The organism is Pseudomonas sp. MYb327, assembly GCF_040438925.1.
Taxonomy (GTDB): domain Bacteria; phylum Pseudomonadota; class Gammaproteobacteria; order Pseudomonadales; family Pseudomonadaceae; genus Aquipseudomonas.
In genome coordinates this window covers 5,314,474-5,332,849 of the sequence record NZ_CP159258.1, presented here as the reverse complement: position 1 = coordinate 5,332,849, position 18,376 = coordinate 5,314,474, and the positions used below count along the sequence as shown (strand labels likewise).

Below are 18,376 nucleotides of genomic sequence, written 5' to 3'. Positions count from 1 at the left end.
GTTATTGCGCAGTGGCCTTGAGGCCGGTGAGCAGCAAACGCTGATACAGATCTTCTTTCAGCCCTTGAGGGCTCGTCAGCCGCATGCGCTCCAGATGCTCAGGAAAGGCCGAAGGTTCCGGCGCATCCAGCGCGGCCCTCCCCAACTCCAGAACCTCACTCAGCTTGAACTTGCTCTTGAGCCAGTTCAGCGCCCGTAACAAATCCCGCTCCACTCCGGTGAAATCACAACCCAACGGATACTCCGCAAACAAATGCGCGTGCCGTGTTTGAATCGCCTGCAAACGCTGAGGACTGTTGTCCGAGAATCGCGGATCGAGACGGAAATCCCTCGGCAACTTGCCGACCTTCTGCGCCTGTTCAATCAGTCCCGCCTGGAAGCGTGAGTCACTGATGTTCAGCAATGCTTCGATCACCGCCGCATCGGTCTTGCCGCGCAGATCGGCGATGCCGTATTCGGTGACCACGATGTCCCGCAGGTGTCGCGGGATCGTGCAATGGCCGTACTCCCAGACGATGTTGGAACTGACCTCACCGCCCGACTCACGCCAACTGCGCAGCAGCAACACTGATCGCGCCCCTTCCAGTGCATGGCCCTGGGCAACGAAGTTGTACTGCCCGCCTACGCCACTGAGCACGCGCCCGTCTTCCAGCTGATCGGCCACGCCAGCGCCGAGTAACGTCATGGTGAACGCCGTGTTGATGAACCGCGCATCGAGCCGCTGCAAGCGCTTCAGCTCTTCCTGTCCGTAGAGTTCGTTGATGTAGCTGATGCGCGTCATGTTGAATTCGAGCCGCTTACTCTGCGGCAACTCGCGCAGGCGTTCATAAAAACTGCGCGGCCCGAGGAAGAAACCGCCATGCACCGAAATGCCGTCGGTTTGCGCCGCTTCGTCGAGGGTGCCGGCATTCGCCTGCTGCTGAGTCAGCACGTCCGGATAGACCTTGCGCCGCACGATCCCGGCGTCGGCCAGCACCAACAAGCCGTTGACGAACATTTCGCTGCAGCCATACAAGCCCTTGGCGAACGGTTCGGTGCCGCCCTCACGCGCGATCAGTTGCGCCCATTGACTAAGATTTACGTCAGCCAGCAGTGCTTTGTAGGCGTCGTTGTCGGCCTGTCGCGCCAGCAACGCGGCGGTCAATGCATCGCCCATGGCGCCAATGCCGATCTGCAAGGTGCCGCCATCGCGCACCAGCGTGCTGGCGTGCAAACCGATGAAATGGTCCTGAAAACCCACTGGCATGTTCGGCGTGGAAAACAGCGTCGTGCCGTCCTTCTCGTCGACTAGCAGGTCGAACGTGTCGATACCAACTTCGGCATCGCCAGGCATGTAGGGCAAATCGTCGTGCACCTGGCCAAGCATCAGGATCGTTTCCCCGGCATTCCGGCGCTTGGCGATCATCGGCAACAGGTCGAGAGTGATGTCCGGGTTGCAACTGAGGCTGAGGCGATCCGGGTGTTCGGAGTGGCTTGCCACCAGTTGCGCCACCAGGTTCAAACCGGCGGCGTTGATGTCCCGGGCGGCGTGGCTGTAGTTGCTGCTGACGTAATTCTGCTGGGCCGATGCGCTGTGTAGCAGGCTGCCGGGCTGCATGAAAAATTGCTGAATATGGATGTTGTGCGGCAGGCTGTCGCGGCGCAGGTCGGCCAGAAAATCCAGTTCCGGATAGTCGCCGAAAACCCGTTCGGTGAAGGGCTCGAGGAAACGTTTTTGCAAACCGTCGCCCAATGCCGGACGGCCAAGGCAGAGCGCGGTGTAGATCGTTAGCCGCCGCTGCGGCAACTGGGCGACTCGACGATATAGCGCGTTGACGAAGTGGTTGGGTTTGCCCAGCCCCAAGGGCAGGCCCATGTGAATATGCGCCGGCAATCGTGCCAACACCTCATCGACTGCTTGTTCGATAGAACACAGCTGCACCATCCGAACCTCCCTTCCATTCCATGACGTGGGGTTGGACCGAGCTTGCCGGGTCTTTGCTGCAATGACCAGTATCGAATGGCAAATAGCGGGCACAAAAAAGCCGCTCGCAAGCGGCTTTTTTCGCGAAAGAGACGGGCGTGTTACAGGCCGGACATCTCTTTGATGGCGCCCTTCAGCTCGTCATCGGAGCAGTCGGCGCAGGTGCCTTTAGGCGGCATGGAGTTGATGCCGGTAATGGCTTTGGCCAGGATGCCGTCGAGGCCGCCCTGGTGATCGGCACGTTCTTTCCAGGCCGCCTTGTCACCGATTTTCGGTGCGCCCAGCAGGCCGGTGCCGTGGCAAGCATTGCAATGTTTTGCAATAACATCTTTAGGCGCCTTGGCACCGCCACCACCGCCAGCGGCAGCGGCGACTTCCATGCCCTTGCACTCTTGACCTGTTACACAGACCTGGCCAACGGGCTCCAGTCGCTTGGCAATCTCATCGTTCGTCGCAGCTTGAGCGCTGACAGCCCAGAGGGCCAATACGGTTGCTGGTACGGCCAGCATTTTCATAATTAGGTTCACGCGTTCACCCTCAATGGTGGCTAGTCACGCCTACGGCCACGGTTCGCAGGCGGGCGCAAGTATAGCGGTTAGCCCGCGACACTGAAACAACCCCAAAGTCGAAGGGGTCTTGTTGCGCAACGGTAAAACAGCTCGGGTGCCTCGGCCACGGCTGGCAGGGCGCCTCTTTTGTTAAAAGTTTGCCGGTGTCGCTGCGCTGATTAGTCGCGCCGGCGCGTCGAACGGATTACGGAAACGATGCGGCTTGGTACTTTCAAAGTAGTAGCTATCGCCGGCTTCGAGCACAAATGTTTCGAGCCCGACCACCAGTTCCAGCCGCCCTTCCACCAAAATCCCGGTTTCCTCGCCCTCATGGGTGAGCATCTCGTCACCGGTGTCGGCGCCTGGCGGGTAGATTTCATTGAGGAATGCGATAGCCCGGCTCGGGTGCGCCCGGCCGACCAGTTTCATGGTCACTGCACCATCGGAAATATCGATCAGCTCGTTAGCCTTGTAGACGATCTGAGTCGGTTTTTCCTGCAGGATTTCTTCGGAAAAGAACTCGACCATGGACATGGGAATCCCGCCCAACACTTTCCTCAGCGAACTGATCGAGGGGCTGACGCTGTTTTTCTCGATCATCGAAATCGTGCTGTTGGTGACGCCCGCGCGTTTGGCGAGTTCACGCTGGGAAAGACCTTTGAGCTTGCGGATCGATTGCAGTCGTTCACCGACGTCCAATGCAGGAGCCTCCAGGGATTCAGGTTGTTGGAATATTGAGCGATATCATGGCGACAGCGTTCAGTATTTACAACACTTTGACCTGAATCCCGTTCGGTGAAGCGACTTCCGGTGCGGGCGGTTTGGCCTTAGCTCCCGGAATAGAGCAGTGGCACCCGGCGCAGGTTGCAGAAGATCTGGTAAGGAATCGTGCCCGCCGCGATGGCCACGTTGCTGGCGAGGATGTTTTTGCCCCACAACTCGACGGTCGAGCCCAGGCCGGCTTGCGGCACATCGGTCAGGTCGATGCAAAGCATGTCCATCGACACCCGGCCGATCAACTGACTGCGCTGCCCGGCGACCAGCACCGGCGTGCCGGTTGGCGCCAATCGCGGATAGCCGTCGGCGTAACCCATTGCCACAACGCCAACGCGCATCGGTTTCTGGGTGATGAATTTAGCGCCGTAACCGATCGGCTCGCCGGCCGGCAGTTCGCGCACGCTGATCACTTTTGATTCGAGGGTCATCACCGGTTGCAGGCGCGAGGCCACGGCGTTGGCTTCTTCAAAAGGCGTGGCGCCGTAGAGCATGATGCCCGGTCGCACCCAATCACTCGGCACCTGTGGCCAACCGAGCACCGCCGGCGAGTTGCGCAGGCTGACCTCGGCCGACAAGCCTAGGCGCGCTGCTTCAAACACCGCGACCTGCTCGGCGCTGGCTTGACTGTGCAGCTCATCGGCGCGGGCGAAGTGGCTCATCAGCACAATCTTCGCCACGTTGCCGCTGGCCAGCAATCGCTGATAGCCCGCCTGATAATCCTTGGGATGCAGACCGACCCGGTGCATGCCCGAGTCCAGCTTGAGCCAGACCACAATCGGTTTGCTCAATGCGGCTTTCTCGATCGCTTCGAGTTGCCACAGCGAATGCACCACGCACCAGAAATCATGCTCGACGATCAGCGACAGCTCATCGGCTTCAAAAAAACCTTCCAGCAGCAACACCGGCGCACGAATGCCCGCCGCTCGCAGCTCCAGGGCCTCTTCGATGCAAGCGACGGCAAACCCGTCCGCCTCGGCTTCCAGCGCCTGCGCGCAACGCACCGCGCCATGGCCATAGGCATCGGCTTTGATCACCGCGAGAGCTTTGGCCCCTGTGACTTCACGGGCGATTTGGTAGTTGTGACGCAGGGCTTGAAGGTCGATCAGGGCACGGGCAGGACGCATGGCGGCAGACTTCTAGTCGGTCGTTGGGGAGAAAAACCGGCACTGGCTGTCGGCATGAACCGCCAGTAGCGCCGGGTGAGGGATCTCGCAGTGTTGCTTATGGAAGAGCGGCCACAACCGACAGCTCGACCAGGATTTCTGGTTCGCACAACTTCGCTTCAACGGTGGCCCGGGCCGGTGCAACGCCTTTCGGCAGCCACTGGTCCCACACCGAATTCATGCCTTTGAAGTGAGCATCAATGTCTTTCAGGTAAATCGTCACCGACAGCAGACGGCTTTTGTCAGTCCCGGCCAGATCCAGCAAACGCTCGATGTTGGCCAGGGTTTCACGGGTCTGCTGTTCAATCCCGGCGTTCATGTCGTCGCCAACCTGTCCGGCCAGGTACACCGTGCCGTTGTGGATGACGATCTGACTCATGCGCTCATTGGTGAGCTGGCGCTGGACTGACATGCTTCGCAGACTCCTGGGTTTTGCTGCCATAACGGGAAATATCGAGGCCTTCGGCGCTGATCTGCGGCTTTCTCTTGGCCATCAGGTCCGCCAGCAAGCGACCGGAGCCGCAGGCCATGGTCCAGCCGAGAGTGCCGTGACCGGTGTTCAGGAACAGGTTCTTGAACGGGGTCGCGCCAACAATTGGCGTGCCGTCCGGCGTGGTCGGACGCAGGCCCGTCCAGAAGCTGGCCTCGGCCAGATTGCCGCCCTGAGGATAAAGGTCGTTGACGATCATCTCCAGGGTTTCACGCCGGCGCGGGTTCAGAGACAGGTCAAAACCGGCAATCTCCGCCATGCCGCCGACGCGGATGCGGTTGTCGAAACGGGTGATCGCGACCTTGTAAGTCTCATCAAGAATGGTCGAAGTCGGGGCCATTGCCGGATTGGTGATCGGCACGGTCAGCGAGTAACCCTTGAGCGGATACACCGGGGCCTTGATGCCCAGCGGCTTGAGCAATTGCGGCGAGTAGCTGCCGAGTGCCAGCACGTAGCGGTCCGCGGTTTCCAGCTTGCCATCGATCCATACGCCATTGATGCGGTCACCGGCGAAGTCGAGGCGCTGAATATCCTGACCGAAACGGAATTGCACACCGAGGTTCGCGGCCATTTCTGCAAGTTTGGTGGTGAACATCTGGCAATCGCCCGTCTGGTCGTTCGGCAGGCGCAGGGCACCAGCGAGGATGTCAGTGACGCTGGCCAGTGCCGGCTCAACGCGGGCGATGCCTTCGCGATCGAGCAGTTCGAACGGTACGCCGGACTCTTTCAATACGGCGATGTCTTTCGCGGCGCCATCGAGCTGAGCCTGGGTGCGGAACAGTTGTGTAGTCCCGAGGCTGCGGCCTTCGTAGGCAATGCCGGTTTCAGCGCGCAGTTCGTCGAGGCAGTCACGGCTGTACTCGGACAGACGGACCATGCGCTCTTTGTTCACCGCGTAACGGCTGGCGGTGCAATTGCGCAGCATCTGCGCCATCCACAGGTATTGGTCGATATCGCCAGTGGCTTTGATCGCCAGCGGTGCGTGGCGTTGCAGCAACCACTTGATGGCTTTGAGCGGCACGCCCGGCGCGGCCCACGGCGAAGCATAACCCGGCGAAACCTGGCCGGCGTTGGCGAAACTGGTCTCCATGGCGGCAGCCGGCTGCCGGTCCACGACCACTACTTCAAACCCGGCACGCGCCAGATAATAAGCACTGGTGGTACCGATGACGCCGCTACCCAAGACCATAACGCGCATTTTCATATCCCTCATCGCGGCTGACCGCTGACGTTTGTTGTTCAGAGCTTTAGATGTGCGCAGTGTAAAAAAGAATAGCCAGTGATTTTCACTATATAAGCGCCTATATTTGGCGACAATTCTCGGCAAAAACCCTTTTCACGGAGGCGCATCCCCTATGCGTACCAACACTCAAACCAAACGTGAGCTGGACAAGATCGACCGCAACATCCTGCGGATCCTGCAAGCGGACGGGCGAATTTCCTTCACCGAGCTGGGGGAAAAGGTCGGGCTCTCGACCACGCCTTGTACGGAGCGGGTCCGGCGCCTTGAGCGCGAAGGGATCATCATGGGCTATTACGCGCGGCTTAATCCGCAGCACCTCAAGGGTAGTCTGCTGGTGTTCGTCGAGATCAGCCTGGATTACAAATCCGGCGACACTTTCGAGGAGTTCCGACGCGCAGTCCTGAAGCTGCCTCACGTGCTGGAGTGCCATTTGGTGTCAGGGGATTTCGACTATCTGGTGAAGGCGCGGATTTCCGAGATGGCCTCGTACCGCAAGCTGCTGGGCGACATCCTGCTCAAGCTGCCACATGTCCGGGAATCCAAGAGCTATATCGTGATGGAAGAGGTGAAGGAGAGTTTGAATTTGCCGATTCCGGATTGAAACGCTTAAACCAGCACTTGCCGATTCGAAGCCATGTACTCAAACACTTGCTTCTCGACGCTAGGATGGATCAGCTCCACCGGCCCCCGCCCATTGGGGCACGGCAGGGTTTTGGTGGTGCCGAACAGTCGACAGATCAATGGCCGCTCGTCATACACCGTGCAGCCATTCGGCCCCAGGTGCACACAGTTGAGTTCATCCATGGCCGCCTCCTGCTCGGCGCGGGTCTTGCGCGGCAGGCGGGCCATTTCTTCCGGCGAGGTGGTTACCGGACCACAGCAGTCATGGCAGCCGGGCACGCACTCGAACGAGGGAATCTGCTGGCGCAGCGTGCGAATTTTCTGACTGTTGCAACTCATCGAAGCGGTGGCCAATAACGAAATAGAGCGGGATTCTGACGCAAAATCCCGGATCCAGACAGCAACAACCGACCAATGTTGCCCGCCCGGGAAAGTCCGGCTTATGCTCCGTCAAATTTTCTAAACGCAAGAATCAGGATCTCGCGCATGAATGTTCGTGCCCAACAGCCTGTCCCGAGCCATCAGCACACTGCTTCTTACTACGCGGCCAGCAGCCTGCCGCAACCGGAATACCCTGCAATGCAAGGCGAAGTGCTGGCCGACGTGTGCGTGGTCGGAGGCGGGTTTTCGGGGTTGAACACCGCGCTTGAACTGGCCGAACGTGGTTTGAGCGTGGTGCTGCTCGAAGCCCACAAGATCGGTTGGGGCGCCAGCGGCCGCAACGGTGGGCAGTTGATTCGCGGGGTCGGTCACGGCCTCGATCAGTTCGCCAACGTCATCGGTGTCGACGGCGTGCGTCAGATGAAACTTATGGGTCTGGAAGCAGTGGAAATCGTCCGACAGCGCGTCGAACGTTTTCAGATCCCCTGCGACCTGACCTGGGGTTACTGCGACCTGGCCAACAAACCTCGCGATCTTGAAGGTTTCGCCGAAGACGCCGAAGAACTGCGCAACCTCGGCTACCGCTACGAAACCCGACTGCTGCAACCCGATGAAATGCGCACCGTGGTCGGCTCCGACCGCTATGTCGGCGGCCTGATCGACATGGGCTCCGGGCATCTGCACCCGCTGAACCTGGCGCTGGGCGAAGCCGCCGCCGCACAGCAATTGGGCGTGAAGCTGTACGAAAAGTCGGTCGTTACGCGCATCGCCTACGGTCCTGAGATCAAGGTGCATACCGCTCAAGGCTCGGTCCGTGCCAAGACACTTGTGCTGGGCTGTAACGCCTATCTCAACGAACTCAACCCCGAACTCAGCGGCAAAGTACTGCCCGCCGGCAGCTACATCATCGCCACTGAGCCTTTGAGCGAAGAGCTGGCCCACGCACTGCTGCCGCAGAACATGGCGGTCTGCGATCAACGGGTCGCGCTGGATTACTATCGGCTCTCGGCGGATCGGCGTCTGCTGTTCGGCGGCGCCTGCCATTACTCGGGGCGCGACCCGAAAGACATCGCGGCCTACATGCGACCGAAGATGCTGGACGTATTCCCGCAACTGGCCAGCGTAAAGATCGATTATCAGTGGGGCGGCATGATCGGCATCGGCGCCAATCGCTTGCCGCAGATCGGCCGGCTCAAGGACCAGCCGAACGTGTATTACGCCCAGGCTTATTCCGGTCACGGGGTGAATGCTACGCATCTGGCGGGCAAGCTGCTGGCCGAAGCAATCAGCGGACAGCACAGTGGTGGCTTCGATCTGTTCGCCCAGGTGCCACATATCACCTTCCCCGGCGGCAAGCACTTGCGCTCGCCGTTGTTGGCATTGGGGATGTTGTGGCATCGGCTTAAAGAGTTGGTTTGACCACGTTGTTGCCATCACTGGCAAAGCCAGCGCCTACAAGAGTATGCGAATTCTGTAGGAGCTGGCCTGCCAGCGATTGGACCGAACAAACGCCACAAAAATCAGACCCGCCAGAAAGGCTTGAGCCCCTCCTCCCGCGCCTGTTCACGCGTCAGCCCTATGTCCTTGAGCTGTTCCGGTGTCAACTCCAGCAACGCCTTGCGTGTGTGCAGACGACGCCAGAACAGATCCCAGCGATTCAGGCTGGACGGTGCTTTGCGCATATGCGCCTCGCGTGCGCCGTAATTTTGCCCTGCCGCCAGTTCCTGACTGTGTAACGTCAGCCGCACATCGCTCAAGCCGTTCATTTTTAATGCTCCTGTTTACTTGGGTAGCCAGAGATTCCATGATGCGTTGGCGAGCAAAAGCATTACAGATTCAACGCCACTGTATTATTTCAATACAGAATTGCCGTTCGAGACTCTGAATTGTCATTTTTTGTCATATCTGTACTGGTTAACCGAATCACCCGCGCCGAGGCAGTGCCATGACCCTTTATGTGAACCTCGCCGAATTGCTCGGCACGCGTATCGAACAGGGCTTCTATCGCCCGGGTGATCGGCTGCCGTCGGTGCGGGCGCTCAGCATTGAACACGGCGTGAGCCTGAGCACAGTGCAGCAGGCTTACCGCTTGCTTGAAGACAATGGGCTGGCCACGCCGAAACCCAAGTCCGGGTATTTCGTGCCGGCCAGTCGCGACCTGCCCGATTTACCGGCCATCAGTCGCCCGGCCCAGCGTCCGGTGGAGATTTCGCAATGGGAGCAAGTGCTGGAGCTAATCCGAGCCGTGCCACGCAAGGATGTCGTGCAACTGGGTCGTGGCATGCCGGACATCACCACGCCAACCCTCAAACCGCTGCTGCGCGGCCTGGCGCAACTCAGTCGGCGGCAAGACATGCCCGGCCTGTATTACGACAACATCCACGGCAACCTCGAACTGCGCGAACAAATCGCCCGGCTCATGCTCGATTCCGGCTGCCAGCTAAGCCCCGGTGATCTGGTGGTGACGACCGGTTGCCATGAAGCGCTGTCCACCAGCATCCGCTCGATTTGCGAGCCGGGAGACATCGTCGCGGTTGATTCGCCAAGCTTTCACGGCGCCATGCAGACGCTCAAGGGCCTGGGCATGAAAGCCCTGGAGATTCCCACCGACCCGCTCACCGGGATCAGTCTGGATGCGCTGGAAATGGCTTTGGAACAGTGGCCGATCAAGGCCATACAGTTGACGCCCAACTGCAACAACCCGCTGGGCTACATCATGCCGGAGTCACGCAAACGCGCGTTATTGACGCTCGCACAGCGCTTCGACGTGGCGATCATTGAGGACGATGTGTATGGCGAACTGTCTTATAGCTACCCACGTCCGCGCACGATCAAATCCTTCGACGAAGACGGCCGCGTCCTGCTCTGCAGTTCGTTCTCCAAAACCCTGGCCCCCGGCCTGCGCATTGGCTGGGTCGCGCCGGGTCGCTATCTGGAGCGCGTGCTGCACATGAAATACATCAGCACCGGCTCTACCGCACCACAACCGCAGATCGCTATCGCGGAATTTCTCAAGGGCGGGCACTTCGAGCCTCATTTACGGCGGATGCGCACGCAATACCAGCGCAATCGCGACCTGATGATCGATTGGGTCAGCCGCTACTTTCCGGCCGGCACCCGCGCCAGCCGCCCACAAGGCAGCTTTATGCTGTGGGTCGAACTGCCGGAAAGCTTCGACACCTTGAAACTGAATCGTGCCTTGCACGATCAGGGCGTACAGATTGCCGTGGGCAGTATCTTTTCCCCCTCGGGCAAATACCGCAATTGCCTGCGCATGAACTACGCTGCCAAACCGACAGCGCAGATCGAAGAAGCTGTGCGCAAGGTCGGTGCCGAAGCCATCAGACTGTTGGCGGAAAACGATCAACTCCGCGACTGATCTTTCTCGGGATACCAGCGTCCATATGCCATCTCCTGCCGCCAATCGGAACGATCCTACGTGAGAGTCAGACTGCCCCTGCTTGCTCTTGTGATATTTGCCTCGTTTCTGAACGGCTGCGCCAATTTCGATTTGCAGCGCGGATCGAGCCAGGCGTTGCCGGCGAGTGACTCCGCATTCGGCCGCTCGGTGCAAGCCCAGGCGGCACCGCACCAGGGGCAATCCGGCTTTCGCCTGCTGTCCGACAGCACCGAGGCGTTCACCGCCCGCGCCGAGCTGATCCGCAACGCCCAGAGCAGCCTCGACTTGCAGTACTACATCGTGCACGACGGTATCAGTACGCGGATGCTGGTGGATGAGTTGCTCAAGGCCGCCGACCGTGGCGTGCGCATCCGCATTCTGCTCGATGACACCACCAGTGATGGCCTGGACCAAACCATCGCCACCCTGGCAGCGCATCCGCAAATCCAGATTCGCTTATTCAACCCGTTGAACCTGGGCCGCAGCACTGGCTTGACGCGCACTATGGGTCGCTTGTTCAACCTGTCGCAGCAACATCGGCGCATGCACAACAAGTTGTGGCTGGCCGACAGCAGCATGGCGATTGTCGGTGGGCGCAATCTGGGGGACGAATATTTCGATGCCGAACCCAAGCTGAATTTCACTGACATCGACATGCTGGGCGTCGGGCCGGTCGCCGAGCAGTTGGGCCACAGTTTCGATCAATACTGGAACAGCGCCCTGAGCAAGCCGATCGATGAATTCGTCTCCAGCAAACCGACTGCAGAGGATCTGCAAAACACCCGGACCCGGCTGGAACAATCCCTGGAAGAATCCCGCAAACAGAACCACGCGCTTTATCAGCAACTGATGACTTTCGCCACGCAGCCGCGCCTGGATATTTGGCGCAAGGAGCTGATCTGGGCCTGGAATCAGGCGCTGTGGGATGCGCCGAGCAAGGTGCTGGCCGATGGCGAGCCAGACCCCCAGTTGCTGCTGACCACTCAGTTGGCGCCCGCACTCAATGGCGTCAACAAAGAGCTGGTGATGATCTCGGCTTATTTTGTTCCCGGCCCTCCGGGACTGGTCTACCTGACCGGGCGCGCCGACGCCGGTGTGTCGGTACGGTTGCTGACCAATGCCCTGGAAGCCACAGATGTACCGGCGGTGCATGGCGGCTACGCACCGTATCGCAAGGCGCTGCTGGAGCATGGCGTGCAACTCTTCGAGCTGCGTCGCCAGCCCGGCGACAGCAGTGGTAGCGGACCCCGCCTGTTTTCCAGCAAGTCATACGGCGATTCCGACTCCAGCCTGCACAGCAAGGCCATCGTCTTCGACCAACAGAAAGCCTTCATCGGCTCATTCAACTTCGACCCGCGCTCGGTGCTGTGGAACACCGAAGTCGGGGTGCTGGTTGACAGCCCGGAACTCGCAGCCCGCGTCCGCGAACTGGCGCTGCAGGGCATGGCCCCGCCCCTGAGTTATCAGGTAAAACTGGAAAATGAGCAGGTCGTCTGGGTCACCGAAGATGACGGCAAAATACACACCCTGACCAAGGAGCCTGGCAGTTGGTGGCGGCGCTTCAATGCGTGGCTGAGCAACACGGTGGGATTGGAACGGATGCTGTAAAAGATCGCAGCCTACAGTTGAAACGCGCTCCCTGCAGGAGCTGCCGAAGACTGCGATCATCTGATCTTTGGACGCTCTATGCCGGCTGCACGCTGCCAAACGCCCCCTGACGCGAAACCACGATCAGCACACCCAACGCTCCCACCGCCATCAGCCACGGCAACGCATGCCCGCTGACCCACTGACTGCCTGCACCTGCCAGCAACGGCCCAAGCAAACAACCAATCCCCCACAATTGCGCGATATGCGCATTGGCCCGGACCAGCGCGTCATCGCGATAGCGCTCGCCGATCAGAATCAGCGACAAGGTAAACAATCCGCCGGCACTGGCGCCGAACAATACCCACAACGGCCAGATCAACAGTGTGTCGATCAGCATCGGGATCGCCAGGCTCGACACCAGCAGCACCACCGCGCAACCCGTGAACAACGTACGCCGCGACACGCGATCCGCCAGCGCACCGATCGGCAATTGGAGCACCGCATCACCGACCACCACCGTACTGACCATTGCCAGGGCGATTTCCGTGGTGAAACCCTGGCGCAGGCAGTAAACCGGCAACAGCGTCAGGATCATCGCTTCGAACGCGGCAAACAACGACACCGCCCAGGCAATCGCCGGCAGGCCACGGCAGAACCCGAGCAAATCCCTGAAGGTCACGCTGCTGGCCTCGCTGCTCGGCGCACCGCTGCGGCCCAGCAACAGAAACGGTGCAGCCATCAGCAAGCCAACGCCGACCCAAAAGCCGTAATCGTGTTCGGTGCCAATGAAGCCCAGCAACACCGGCCCGGCCAACTGACTCAGCGCATAACTGCTGCCATACAGCGCCACCAGCCGCCCGCGCCACTCCTCGACCACCAATTGGTTGATCCAGCTTTCACCGATGATGAAGACGAGGGTCAGGATCACCCCGATCATCAGCCGCAGAACCAGCCAGATCGGATAACTTGGCAACAGCGCCAACAACCCGATGGACACCGCCCCGGCCCACAGGCACAGGCGCATCAGATTGGCCGTGCCGAGACGCGCCGCCAGATGGCTGGAAATTTTCGCCCCCAACAGGACACCAATTGCCGGCATTGCCGCCATTACACCGATGGCAAACGAGCCATAGCCCCAACTCTCCAGCCGAAACGACACCAGCGGCATGCTGACACCCAGGGCCAAGCCAACACTCAAGACAGACGCCAACACGGCAAAATACGTCGCCCAACGCATGTTCCACGCTCCTGTGGATATTTTTATGGACTGCACAAAACACTGTGGGAGCGAGCCTGCTCGCGATGACGGAGCAACATTCAACAATGACGTCGACTGTCATACCGCAATCGCGAGCAGGCTCGCTCCCACAGGGGATTTGTGTCGTTCGGGAGACCTGACCTAAATCAGGCCCCCTTTACTGACTTACAGCTTGATCCAGGTCGCCTTCAGCTCGGTGTACTTGTCGAACGCGTGCAGCGACTTGTCGCGACCGTTGCCGGACTGCTTGAAGCCACCGAACGGTGCCGTCATGTCGCCGCCGTCGTACTGGTTGACCCACACGCTACCGGCACGCAGTGCACGGGCAGTCAGATGAGCTTTGGAGATGTCCGAAGTCCACACCGCAGCGGCAAGGCCGTACGGTGTGTCGTTGGCAATTGCGACGGCTTCTTCAGCGCTGTCGAAAGTGATCACCGACAACACTGGGCCGAAGATTTCTTCCTGGGCGATTTTCATCGCATTGCTCACACCGTCGAAAATTGTCGGTTCCACATACGTGCCGCCGGTTTCCTGAAGGATACGCTTGCCGCCCGCGACCAGTTTGGCGCCGTCGTTGTGACCCGATTCGATGTAGGACAGCACGGTGTTCATCTGCTGAGTGTCCACCAGCGCACCGACGTTGGTCGCCGGATCCAGCGGGTTGCCTGGCTTCCAGGCTTTCAGCGCCTCGATCACCAATGGCAGGAATTTGTCCTTGATCGAACGCTCCACCAACAGGCGAGAACCGGCGGTGCAGACCTCACCCTGGTTGAAGGCGATAGCACCGGCAGCGGCCTCGGCAGCTTCTTGCAGGTTCGGCGCATCGGCGAACACGATGTTCGGGCTCTTACCGCCGGCTTCGAGCCAGACGCGCTTCATGTTCGATTCGCCGGAGTAAATCAGCAGTTGCTTGGCGATCTTGGTCGATCCGGTGAACACCAGGGTGTCGACATCGTTATGCAGAGCCAGGGCCTTGCCGACGGTGTGACCGTAACCCGGCAGCACGTTGAGCACGCCTTTCGGGATGCCGGCTTCGACGGCTAGCGCCGCGATGCGGATGGCGGTCAGTGGCGATTTTTCCGACGGCTTGAGGATCACCGAGTTACCGGTGGACAGCGCCGGGCCGAGTTTCCAGCAAGCCATCATCAGCGGGAAGTTCCACGGCACGATGGCGCCAACCACGCCGACCGGCTCGCGAGTGACGAGACCCAGTTGATCGTGCGGGGTAGCCGCCACTTCGTCGTAGATCTTGTCGATGGCTTCGCCGCTCCAGCTCAGGGCTTGCGCCGCGCCGGGAACGTCGATGTACAGGGAGTCGCTGATCGGCTTGCCCATGTCCAGGGTTTCAAGCAGCGCCAGCTCTTCGGCGTGCTGCTTCAGCAGGCCGGCAAAACGAATCATGGTGGCTTTGCGTTTGGTCGGCGCCAGGCGCGACCACACGCCGGAATTGAAGGTGGCGCGGGCGTTTTCAACAGCGCGCTGGGCATCGGCGGCATCACAGCTGGCGATCTTGCCCAGCAGGCGACCATCGACAGGGCTGATGCACTCGAAGGTCTCGGCGGAGACGGCGTCGGTGTATTCGCCATTGATGTAGGCGCGGCCTTCGATTTTCAGGTCTTTGGCGCGTTGTTCCCAGTCGGCACGGGTCAGGGTGGTCATGCGAGTGTCCTCCTCTTATTGATACGACACCCGCGATCTTCGCGGGCGCTGTCAGGAATTCTGCCCTGCCAGCCTGCTTTTCGGCCCAAGGCATCCGCCACCCTAAACCAGCCGCACATGAAGTTTCAATATATTTGACATAACGCCGGCAAACGGCCTTGCGATGTTCATTTTAATAAACATAGACTTTGGGACTTTCAACCACTCGCGTCGCAATCACGGGGGATTTACAACAATGAGCATCCAAAACATCGTCGACTTCAGCCAGGCCACCACCGAGGCCGAGCGCTACCGTCCAGACCCGGCCAAAGTCCTCAAGGGTGATCCCGAACAAGTGGTGTACAACCACTTCAACAGCCCTTGCGGTCAATTGAATGCTGGCGTCTGGGAAGGTGCTGTCGGCCAATGGCTGGTGAATTTCACCGAACATGAATACTGCGAAATTGTTCAGGGTGTATCCGTGCTCCGTGACAACGACGGCAATAGCAAAACCGTGCGGGCGGGCGATCGCTTTGTGATTCCCGCCGGGTTCCGGGGCACCTGGGAAGTGCTGGAACCTTGCCGCAAGATCTATGTGGCGTTTGAGCAGAAGGCCTGAGGTTTTAGGTTGTCTGGACTGGCCTCATCGCGAGCAAGATTGCGTCTACAGAGATCTGTTGGTTTGCTCTCGAAAAAGTACTGACAGACACCACAAAATCCAGGCAACAAAAAAGGCCCGTATCTCGCGATACGGGCCTTTTTCGTAAGAGGGAAAAATCAATTACTTGATTTTGCCTTCTTTGTAGATCACGTGCTTGCGAACAACCGGATCAAATTTCTTGATCTCGATTTTGTCCGGGGTAGTACGCTTGTTCTTGTCGGTAGTGTAGAAGTGACCAGTACCGGCGCTCGAAATCAAACGAATCAATTCACGCATGATTAGCTCCCTTAGATCTTGCCGGCTTTGCGGATTTCGGCCAGAACGGCAGTGATGCCGCGCTTGTCGATAATACGCATGCCTTTGGCAGATACGCGCAGACGCACGAAACGTTTCTCTTCTTCAACCCAGAAGCGGTGATGCTGCAGGTTCGGCAGGAAACGACGACGGGTTTTGTTGTTTGCGTGGGAAATGTTATTCCCAGTTACCGGACCCTTACCGGTAACTTGACATACTCTAGACATGCCTCAGCCCTCTAAAACCACATGCCCAACCCGGCATGGGTTGGCCGCTTAATCTCTCAGTCATTTGGCGCCAGGCGCCGCGTTTCTTTAGAGGTCTTACCGGCTACACCTACAGTGAAGGAACCGGGCCCCTAGAAAAGAGCGCTGCTTTATACCAGAAAGACTGGAGAGCAACAACATTCGCTGTGCCTTGAATGGATAAAAACCCCACTTTTCCGGCGCCAAGCGCTTTAGATAAAGGCTGTCATCGATTTCGACCACTCGTCGCAGAGAAACGCTCAACACGCCGATCCCAGGGTTTTCTCAATCAAGGCTCACTCAAATCAGTGGCCTATACTCCCCTCAAAATGAAAAAGGGGATAGTCATTTGCAATCGAGCCCACTAGGGTAAGCCTTTTCCAGACTGCACTTGCAGATGGGCCTTCGATCTGTAAAGGAATCCGACCATGCGCCTCGCTGCCCTACCGCTGTTGCTCGCCCCGCTTCTGCTGAGCCCACAGGCCTTCGCCGCTGCCCTGAGCGTCTGCACCGAGGCCAGCCCGGAAGGGTTCGACGTGGTGCAATACAACTCGCTGACCACTACCAACGCCTCGGCCGATGTGCTGATGAATCGCCTGGTGGATTTCGATACCGCCAGCGGCAAAGTGGTCGCCAGCCTCGCGGACAGTTGGGAAGTCAGCCCCGACGGGTTGATCTACGTGTTCAAGCTGCATCCGCAGGTGAAATTTCACCGCACCGACTATTTCACTCCCACCCGCGAGTTGACCGCCGAAGACGTCAAATTCAGCTTCGACCGCATGCTCGACCCGGCCAACCCGTGGCACAAAGTCGCCCAGAGCGGTTTCCCGCATGCGCAATCGATGCAATTGCCGGCGCTGATAAAGAAGATCGACGCTCTCGACCCGCTGACCATACGCTTCACATTAGATCATCCGGACTCGACCTTCCTCGCGACCCTGAGCATGGGTTTCGCCTCGATCTACTCGGCTGAATACGCCGACAAACTGCTCAAGGCTGGCACCCCGGAGAAGCTTAACAACCAACCCATCGGCACTGGCCCGTTCGTCTTCACCCGATTCCAGAAAGACGCCTCGGTCCGTTACAAAGCCAACCCGGACTACTTCGGCGGCAAGCCGTCAGTGGACCCGCTGATCTTCGCCATCACCCCGGACGCCAACGTGCGCTTGCAGAAGCTGCGCCGCAACGAATGCCAGATCGCCCTGTCGCCCAAGCCTCTGGACGTACAAGCTGCGCTGAAAGAACCGACCCTGAAAGTGGAAAAGACTGACGCCTTCATGACCGCATTCGTCGGCATCAACAGTCAGCATCCGCCGCTGGATAAACCGGAAGTCCGCCAGGCGATCAACCTCGCCTTCGACAAGGCCAACTACGTCAAAGCCGTGTTCGAGGACACCGCCGAAGCGGCGAACGGCCCTTACCCACCCAACACCTGGAGCTACGCGAAAAACCTGCCGGGCTATCCCCATGATGTCGAGAAAGCCAAAGCTTTAATGGCTAAAGCCGGGCTCAAGGACGGTTTCCAGACGACGATATGGACTCGTCCGTCAGGCAGCTTGCTGAACCCGAACCCGAGTCTCGGCGCTCAACTGCTTCAGTCCGACCTCGCTGAAATCGGCATTCAGGCCGAGATTCGCGTCATTGAATGGGGCGAGCTGATCCGTCGTGCCAAAGCTGGCGAACACGACCTGCTGTTCATGGGCTGGGCCGGTGACAACGGTGACCCGGACAACTTCCTCACGCCGCAGTTTTCCTGCGCCGCGGTCAAATCCGGCACCAACTTCGCCCGCTACTGCAACCAGGACCTGGACAAGCTGATCAGCGCCGGCAAAACCACGGGCGAGCAAGGTGTGCGCACCAAGCTCTACGAGCAGGCTCAGGCGCAGATCCAGCAGCAAGCGCTATGGCTGCCACTGGCCCACCCGACCGCGTTCGCCCTGACACGCAAGGATGTCGAGGGTTATTCGGTCAGCCCGTTTGGCCGGCAGGATTACTCGAAGGTCAACATCAAGTAATCCGCCGCGACACAACCCCCGTAGGAGCCGGCTTGCTGGCGATAGCGTCCGCCCAGTCACCGAATAAGTTGACTGAAACGCCGCCATCG

The 18,376-nt window shown here is 59.3% G+C and carries 18 protein-coding genes; 6 read left to right on the top strand and 12 right to left on the bottom strand.

Annotated features, from left to right (window positions below; genetic code table 11):
- Position 1: 1 nt before the first annotated feature.
- The 6 genes from ABVN21_RS24050 to dadA form a co-directional block, all read right to left on the bottom strand.
- Positions 2 to 1,924, bottom strand: a complete 1,923-nt coding sequence (locus ABVN21_RS24050; protein ID WP_339552562.1) for an acetyl-CoA hydrolase/transferase C-terminal domain-containing protein — start codon at positions 1,922 to 1,924, stop codon at positions 2 to 4.
- Between the two features lie 140 nt (positions 1,925 to 2,064).
- On the bottom strand, positions 2,065 to 2,478 hold the full coding sequence (locus tag ABVN21_RS24045) for a c-type cytochrome (RefSeq protein ID WP_339552687.1): 414 nt from the start codon (positions 2,476 to 2,478) through the stop codon (positions 2,065 to 2,067).
- A 183-nt stretch (positions 2,479 to 2,661) separates the two neighbouring features.
- Positions 2,662 to 3,210: a cupin domain-containing protein gene (locus ABVN21_RS24040; RefSeq protein ID WP_007947433.1), complete on the bottom strand. Its 549-nt coding sequence runs from the start codon at positions 3,208 to 3,210 to the stop codon at positions 2,662 to 2,664.
- 128 nt (positions 3,211 to 3,338) lie between these two features.
- Positions 3,339 to 4,412: an alanine racemase gene (gene alr / locus ABVN21_RS24035; protein ID WP_339552561.1), complete on the bottom strand. Its 1,074-nt coding sequence runs from the start codon at positions 4,410 to 4,412 to the stop codon at positions 3,339 to 3,341.
- 97 nt (positions 4,413 to 4,509) lie between these two features.
- Positions 4,510 to 4,863: a RidA family protein gene (locus ABVN21_RS24030; protein ID WP_339552560.1), complete on the bottom strand. Its 354-nt coding sequence runs from the start codon at positions 4,861 to 4,863 to the stop codon at positions 4,510 to 4,512.
- Positions 4,835 to 6,139, bottom strand: coding sequence for a D-amino acid dehydrogenase (gene dadA, locus ABVN21_RS24025; RefSeq protein WP_339552559.1), 1,305 nt, complete (start codon positions 6,137 to 6,139; stop codon positions 4,835 to 4,837). The genes ABVN21_RS24030 and dadA overlap by 29 nt, the downstream gene beginning before the upstream one ends.
- Positions 6,140 to 6,296: 157 nt before the next feature.
- On the opposite strand from dadA, the gene ABVN21_RS24020 reads away from it, so the two are divergent.
- A complete protein-coding gene (locus tag ABVN21_RS24020) occupies positions 6,297 to 6,785 on the top strand; it encodes an Lrp/AsnC ligand binding domain-containing protein (protein ID WP_339552558.1) in 489 nt (162 codons plus the stop codon).
- A gap of 5 nt (positions 6,786 to 6,790) precedes the next feature.
- Here ABVN21_RS24020 and ABVN21_RS24015 read toward each other — a convergent pair whose 3' ends face one another.
- Positions 6,791 to 7,144 carry a YkgJ family cysteine cluster protein gene (locus ABVN21_RS24015; RefSeq protein ID WP_339552557.1) on the bottom strand — a complete coding sequence of 118 codons (354 nt, stop codon included), beginning with the start codon at positions 7,142 to 7,144 and terminating at the stop codon, positions 6,791 to 6,793.
- Positions 7,145 to 7,291: 147 nt separating this feature from the next.
- On the opposite strand from ABVN21_RS24015, the gene ABVN21_RS24010 reads away from it, so the two are divergent.
- Entirely contained in the window at positions 7,292 to 8,605 is a 1,314-nt protein-coding gene (locus tag ABVN21_RS24010; RefSeq protein WP_339552556.1) for an FAD-binding oxidoreductase, read from the top strand.
- 101 nt (positions 8,606 to 8,706) lie between these two features.
- Here the strand turns inward: ABVN21_RS24010 and ABVN21_RS24005 are convergent, their stop codons facing one another.
- Positions 8,707 to 8,952, bottom strand: coding sequence for a DUF1127 domain-containing protein (locus tag ABVN21_RS24005; protein WP_339552555.1), 246 nt, complete (start codon positions 8,950 to 8,952; stop codon positions 8,707 to 8,709).
- A gap of 179 nt (positions 8,953 to 9,131) precedes the next feature.
- Between ABVN21_RS24005 and ABVN21_RS24000 the strand changes: the two genes are divergently transcribed.
- Both ABVN21_RS24000 and ABVN21_RS23995 read left to right on the top strand, forming a co-directional pair.
- Positions 9,132 to 10,565, top strand: a complete 1,434-nt coding sequence (locus ABVN21_RS24000; RefSeq protein WP_339552554.1) for a PLP-dependent aminotransferase family protein — start codon at positions 9,132 to 9,134, stop codon at positions 10,563 to 10,565.
- Between the two features lie 60 nt (positions 10,566 to 10,625).
- Complete coding sequence (locus ABVN21_RS23995) at positions 10,626 to 12,194, top strand: phospholipase D family protein (RefSeq protein WP_339552553.1); 1,569 nt, start codon at positions 10,626 to 10,628, stop codon at positions 12,192 to 12,194.
- A 76-nt stretch (positions 12,195 to 12,270) separates the two neighbouring features.
- Here ABVN21_RS23995 and ABVN21_RS23990 read toward each other — a convergent pair whose 3' ends face one another.
- The gene (locus ABVN21_RS23990) at positions 12,271 to 13,413 is read right to left on the bottom strand and encodes an MFS transporter (protein ID WP_339552552.1); all 1,143 of its coding nucleotides are present in this window, start codon (positions 13,411 to 13,413) and stop codon (positions 12,271 to 12,273) included.
- A gap of 186 nt (positions 13,414 to 13,599) precedes the next feature.
- Positions 13,600 to 15,093, bottom strand: coding sequence for an aldehyde dehydrogenase (locus ABVN21_RS23985; RefSeq protein ID WP_339552551.1), 1,494 nt, complete (start codon positions 15,091 to 15,093; stop codon positions 13,600 to 13,602).
- A 235-nt stretch (positions 15,094 to 15,328) separates the two neighbouring features.
- On the opposite strand from ABVN21_RS23985, the gene ABVN21_RS23980 reads away from it, so the two are divergent.
- Positions 15,329 to 15,691 carry a cupin domain-containing protein gene (locus ABVN21_RS23980; protein WP_339552550.1) on the top strand — a complete coding sequence of 121 codons (363 nt, stop codon included), beginning with the start codon at positions 15,329 to 15,331 and terminating at the stop codon, positions 15,689 to 15,691.
- Between the two features lie 162 nt (positions 15,692 to 15,853).
- Here the strand turns inward: ABVN21_RS23980 and rpmG are convergent, their stop codons facing one another.
- On the bottom strand, positions 15,854 to 16,009 hold the full coding sequence (rpmG, locus tag ABVN21_RS23975; RefSeq protein ID WP_007894709.1) for a 50S ribosomal protein L33: 156 nt from the start codon (positions 16,007 to 16,009) through the stop codon (positions 15,854 to 15,856).
- 11 nt (positions 16,010 to 16,020) lie between these two features.
- The gene (rpmB, locus tag ABVN21_RS23970; protein WP_034147715.1) at positions 16,021 to 16,254 is read right to left on the bottom strand and encodes a 50S ribosomal protein L28; all 234 of its coding nucleotides are present in this window, start codon (positions 16,252 to 16,254) and stop codon (positions 16,021 to 16,023) included.
- 446 nt (positions 16,255 to 16,700) lie between these two features.
- Between rpmB and ABVN21_RS23965 the strand changes: the two genes are divergently transcribed.
- A complete protein-coding gene (locus ABVN21_RS23965; RefSeq protein WP_339552549.1) occupies positions 16,701 to 18,287 on the top strand; it encodes an ABC transporter substrate-binding protein in 1,587 nt (528 codons plus the stop codon).
- Positions 18,288 to 18,376: the final 89 nt, after the last annotated feature.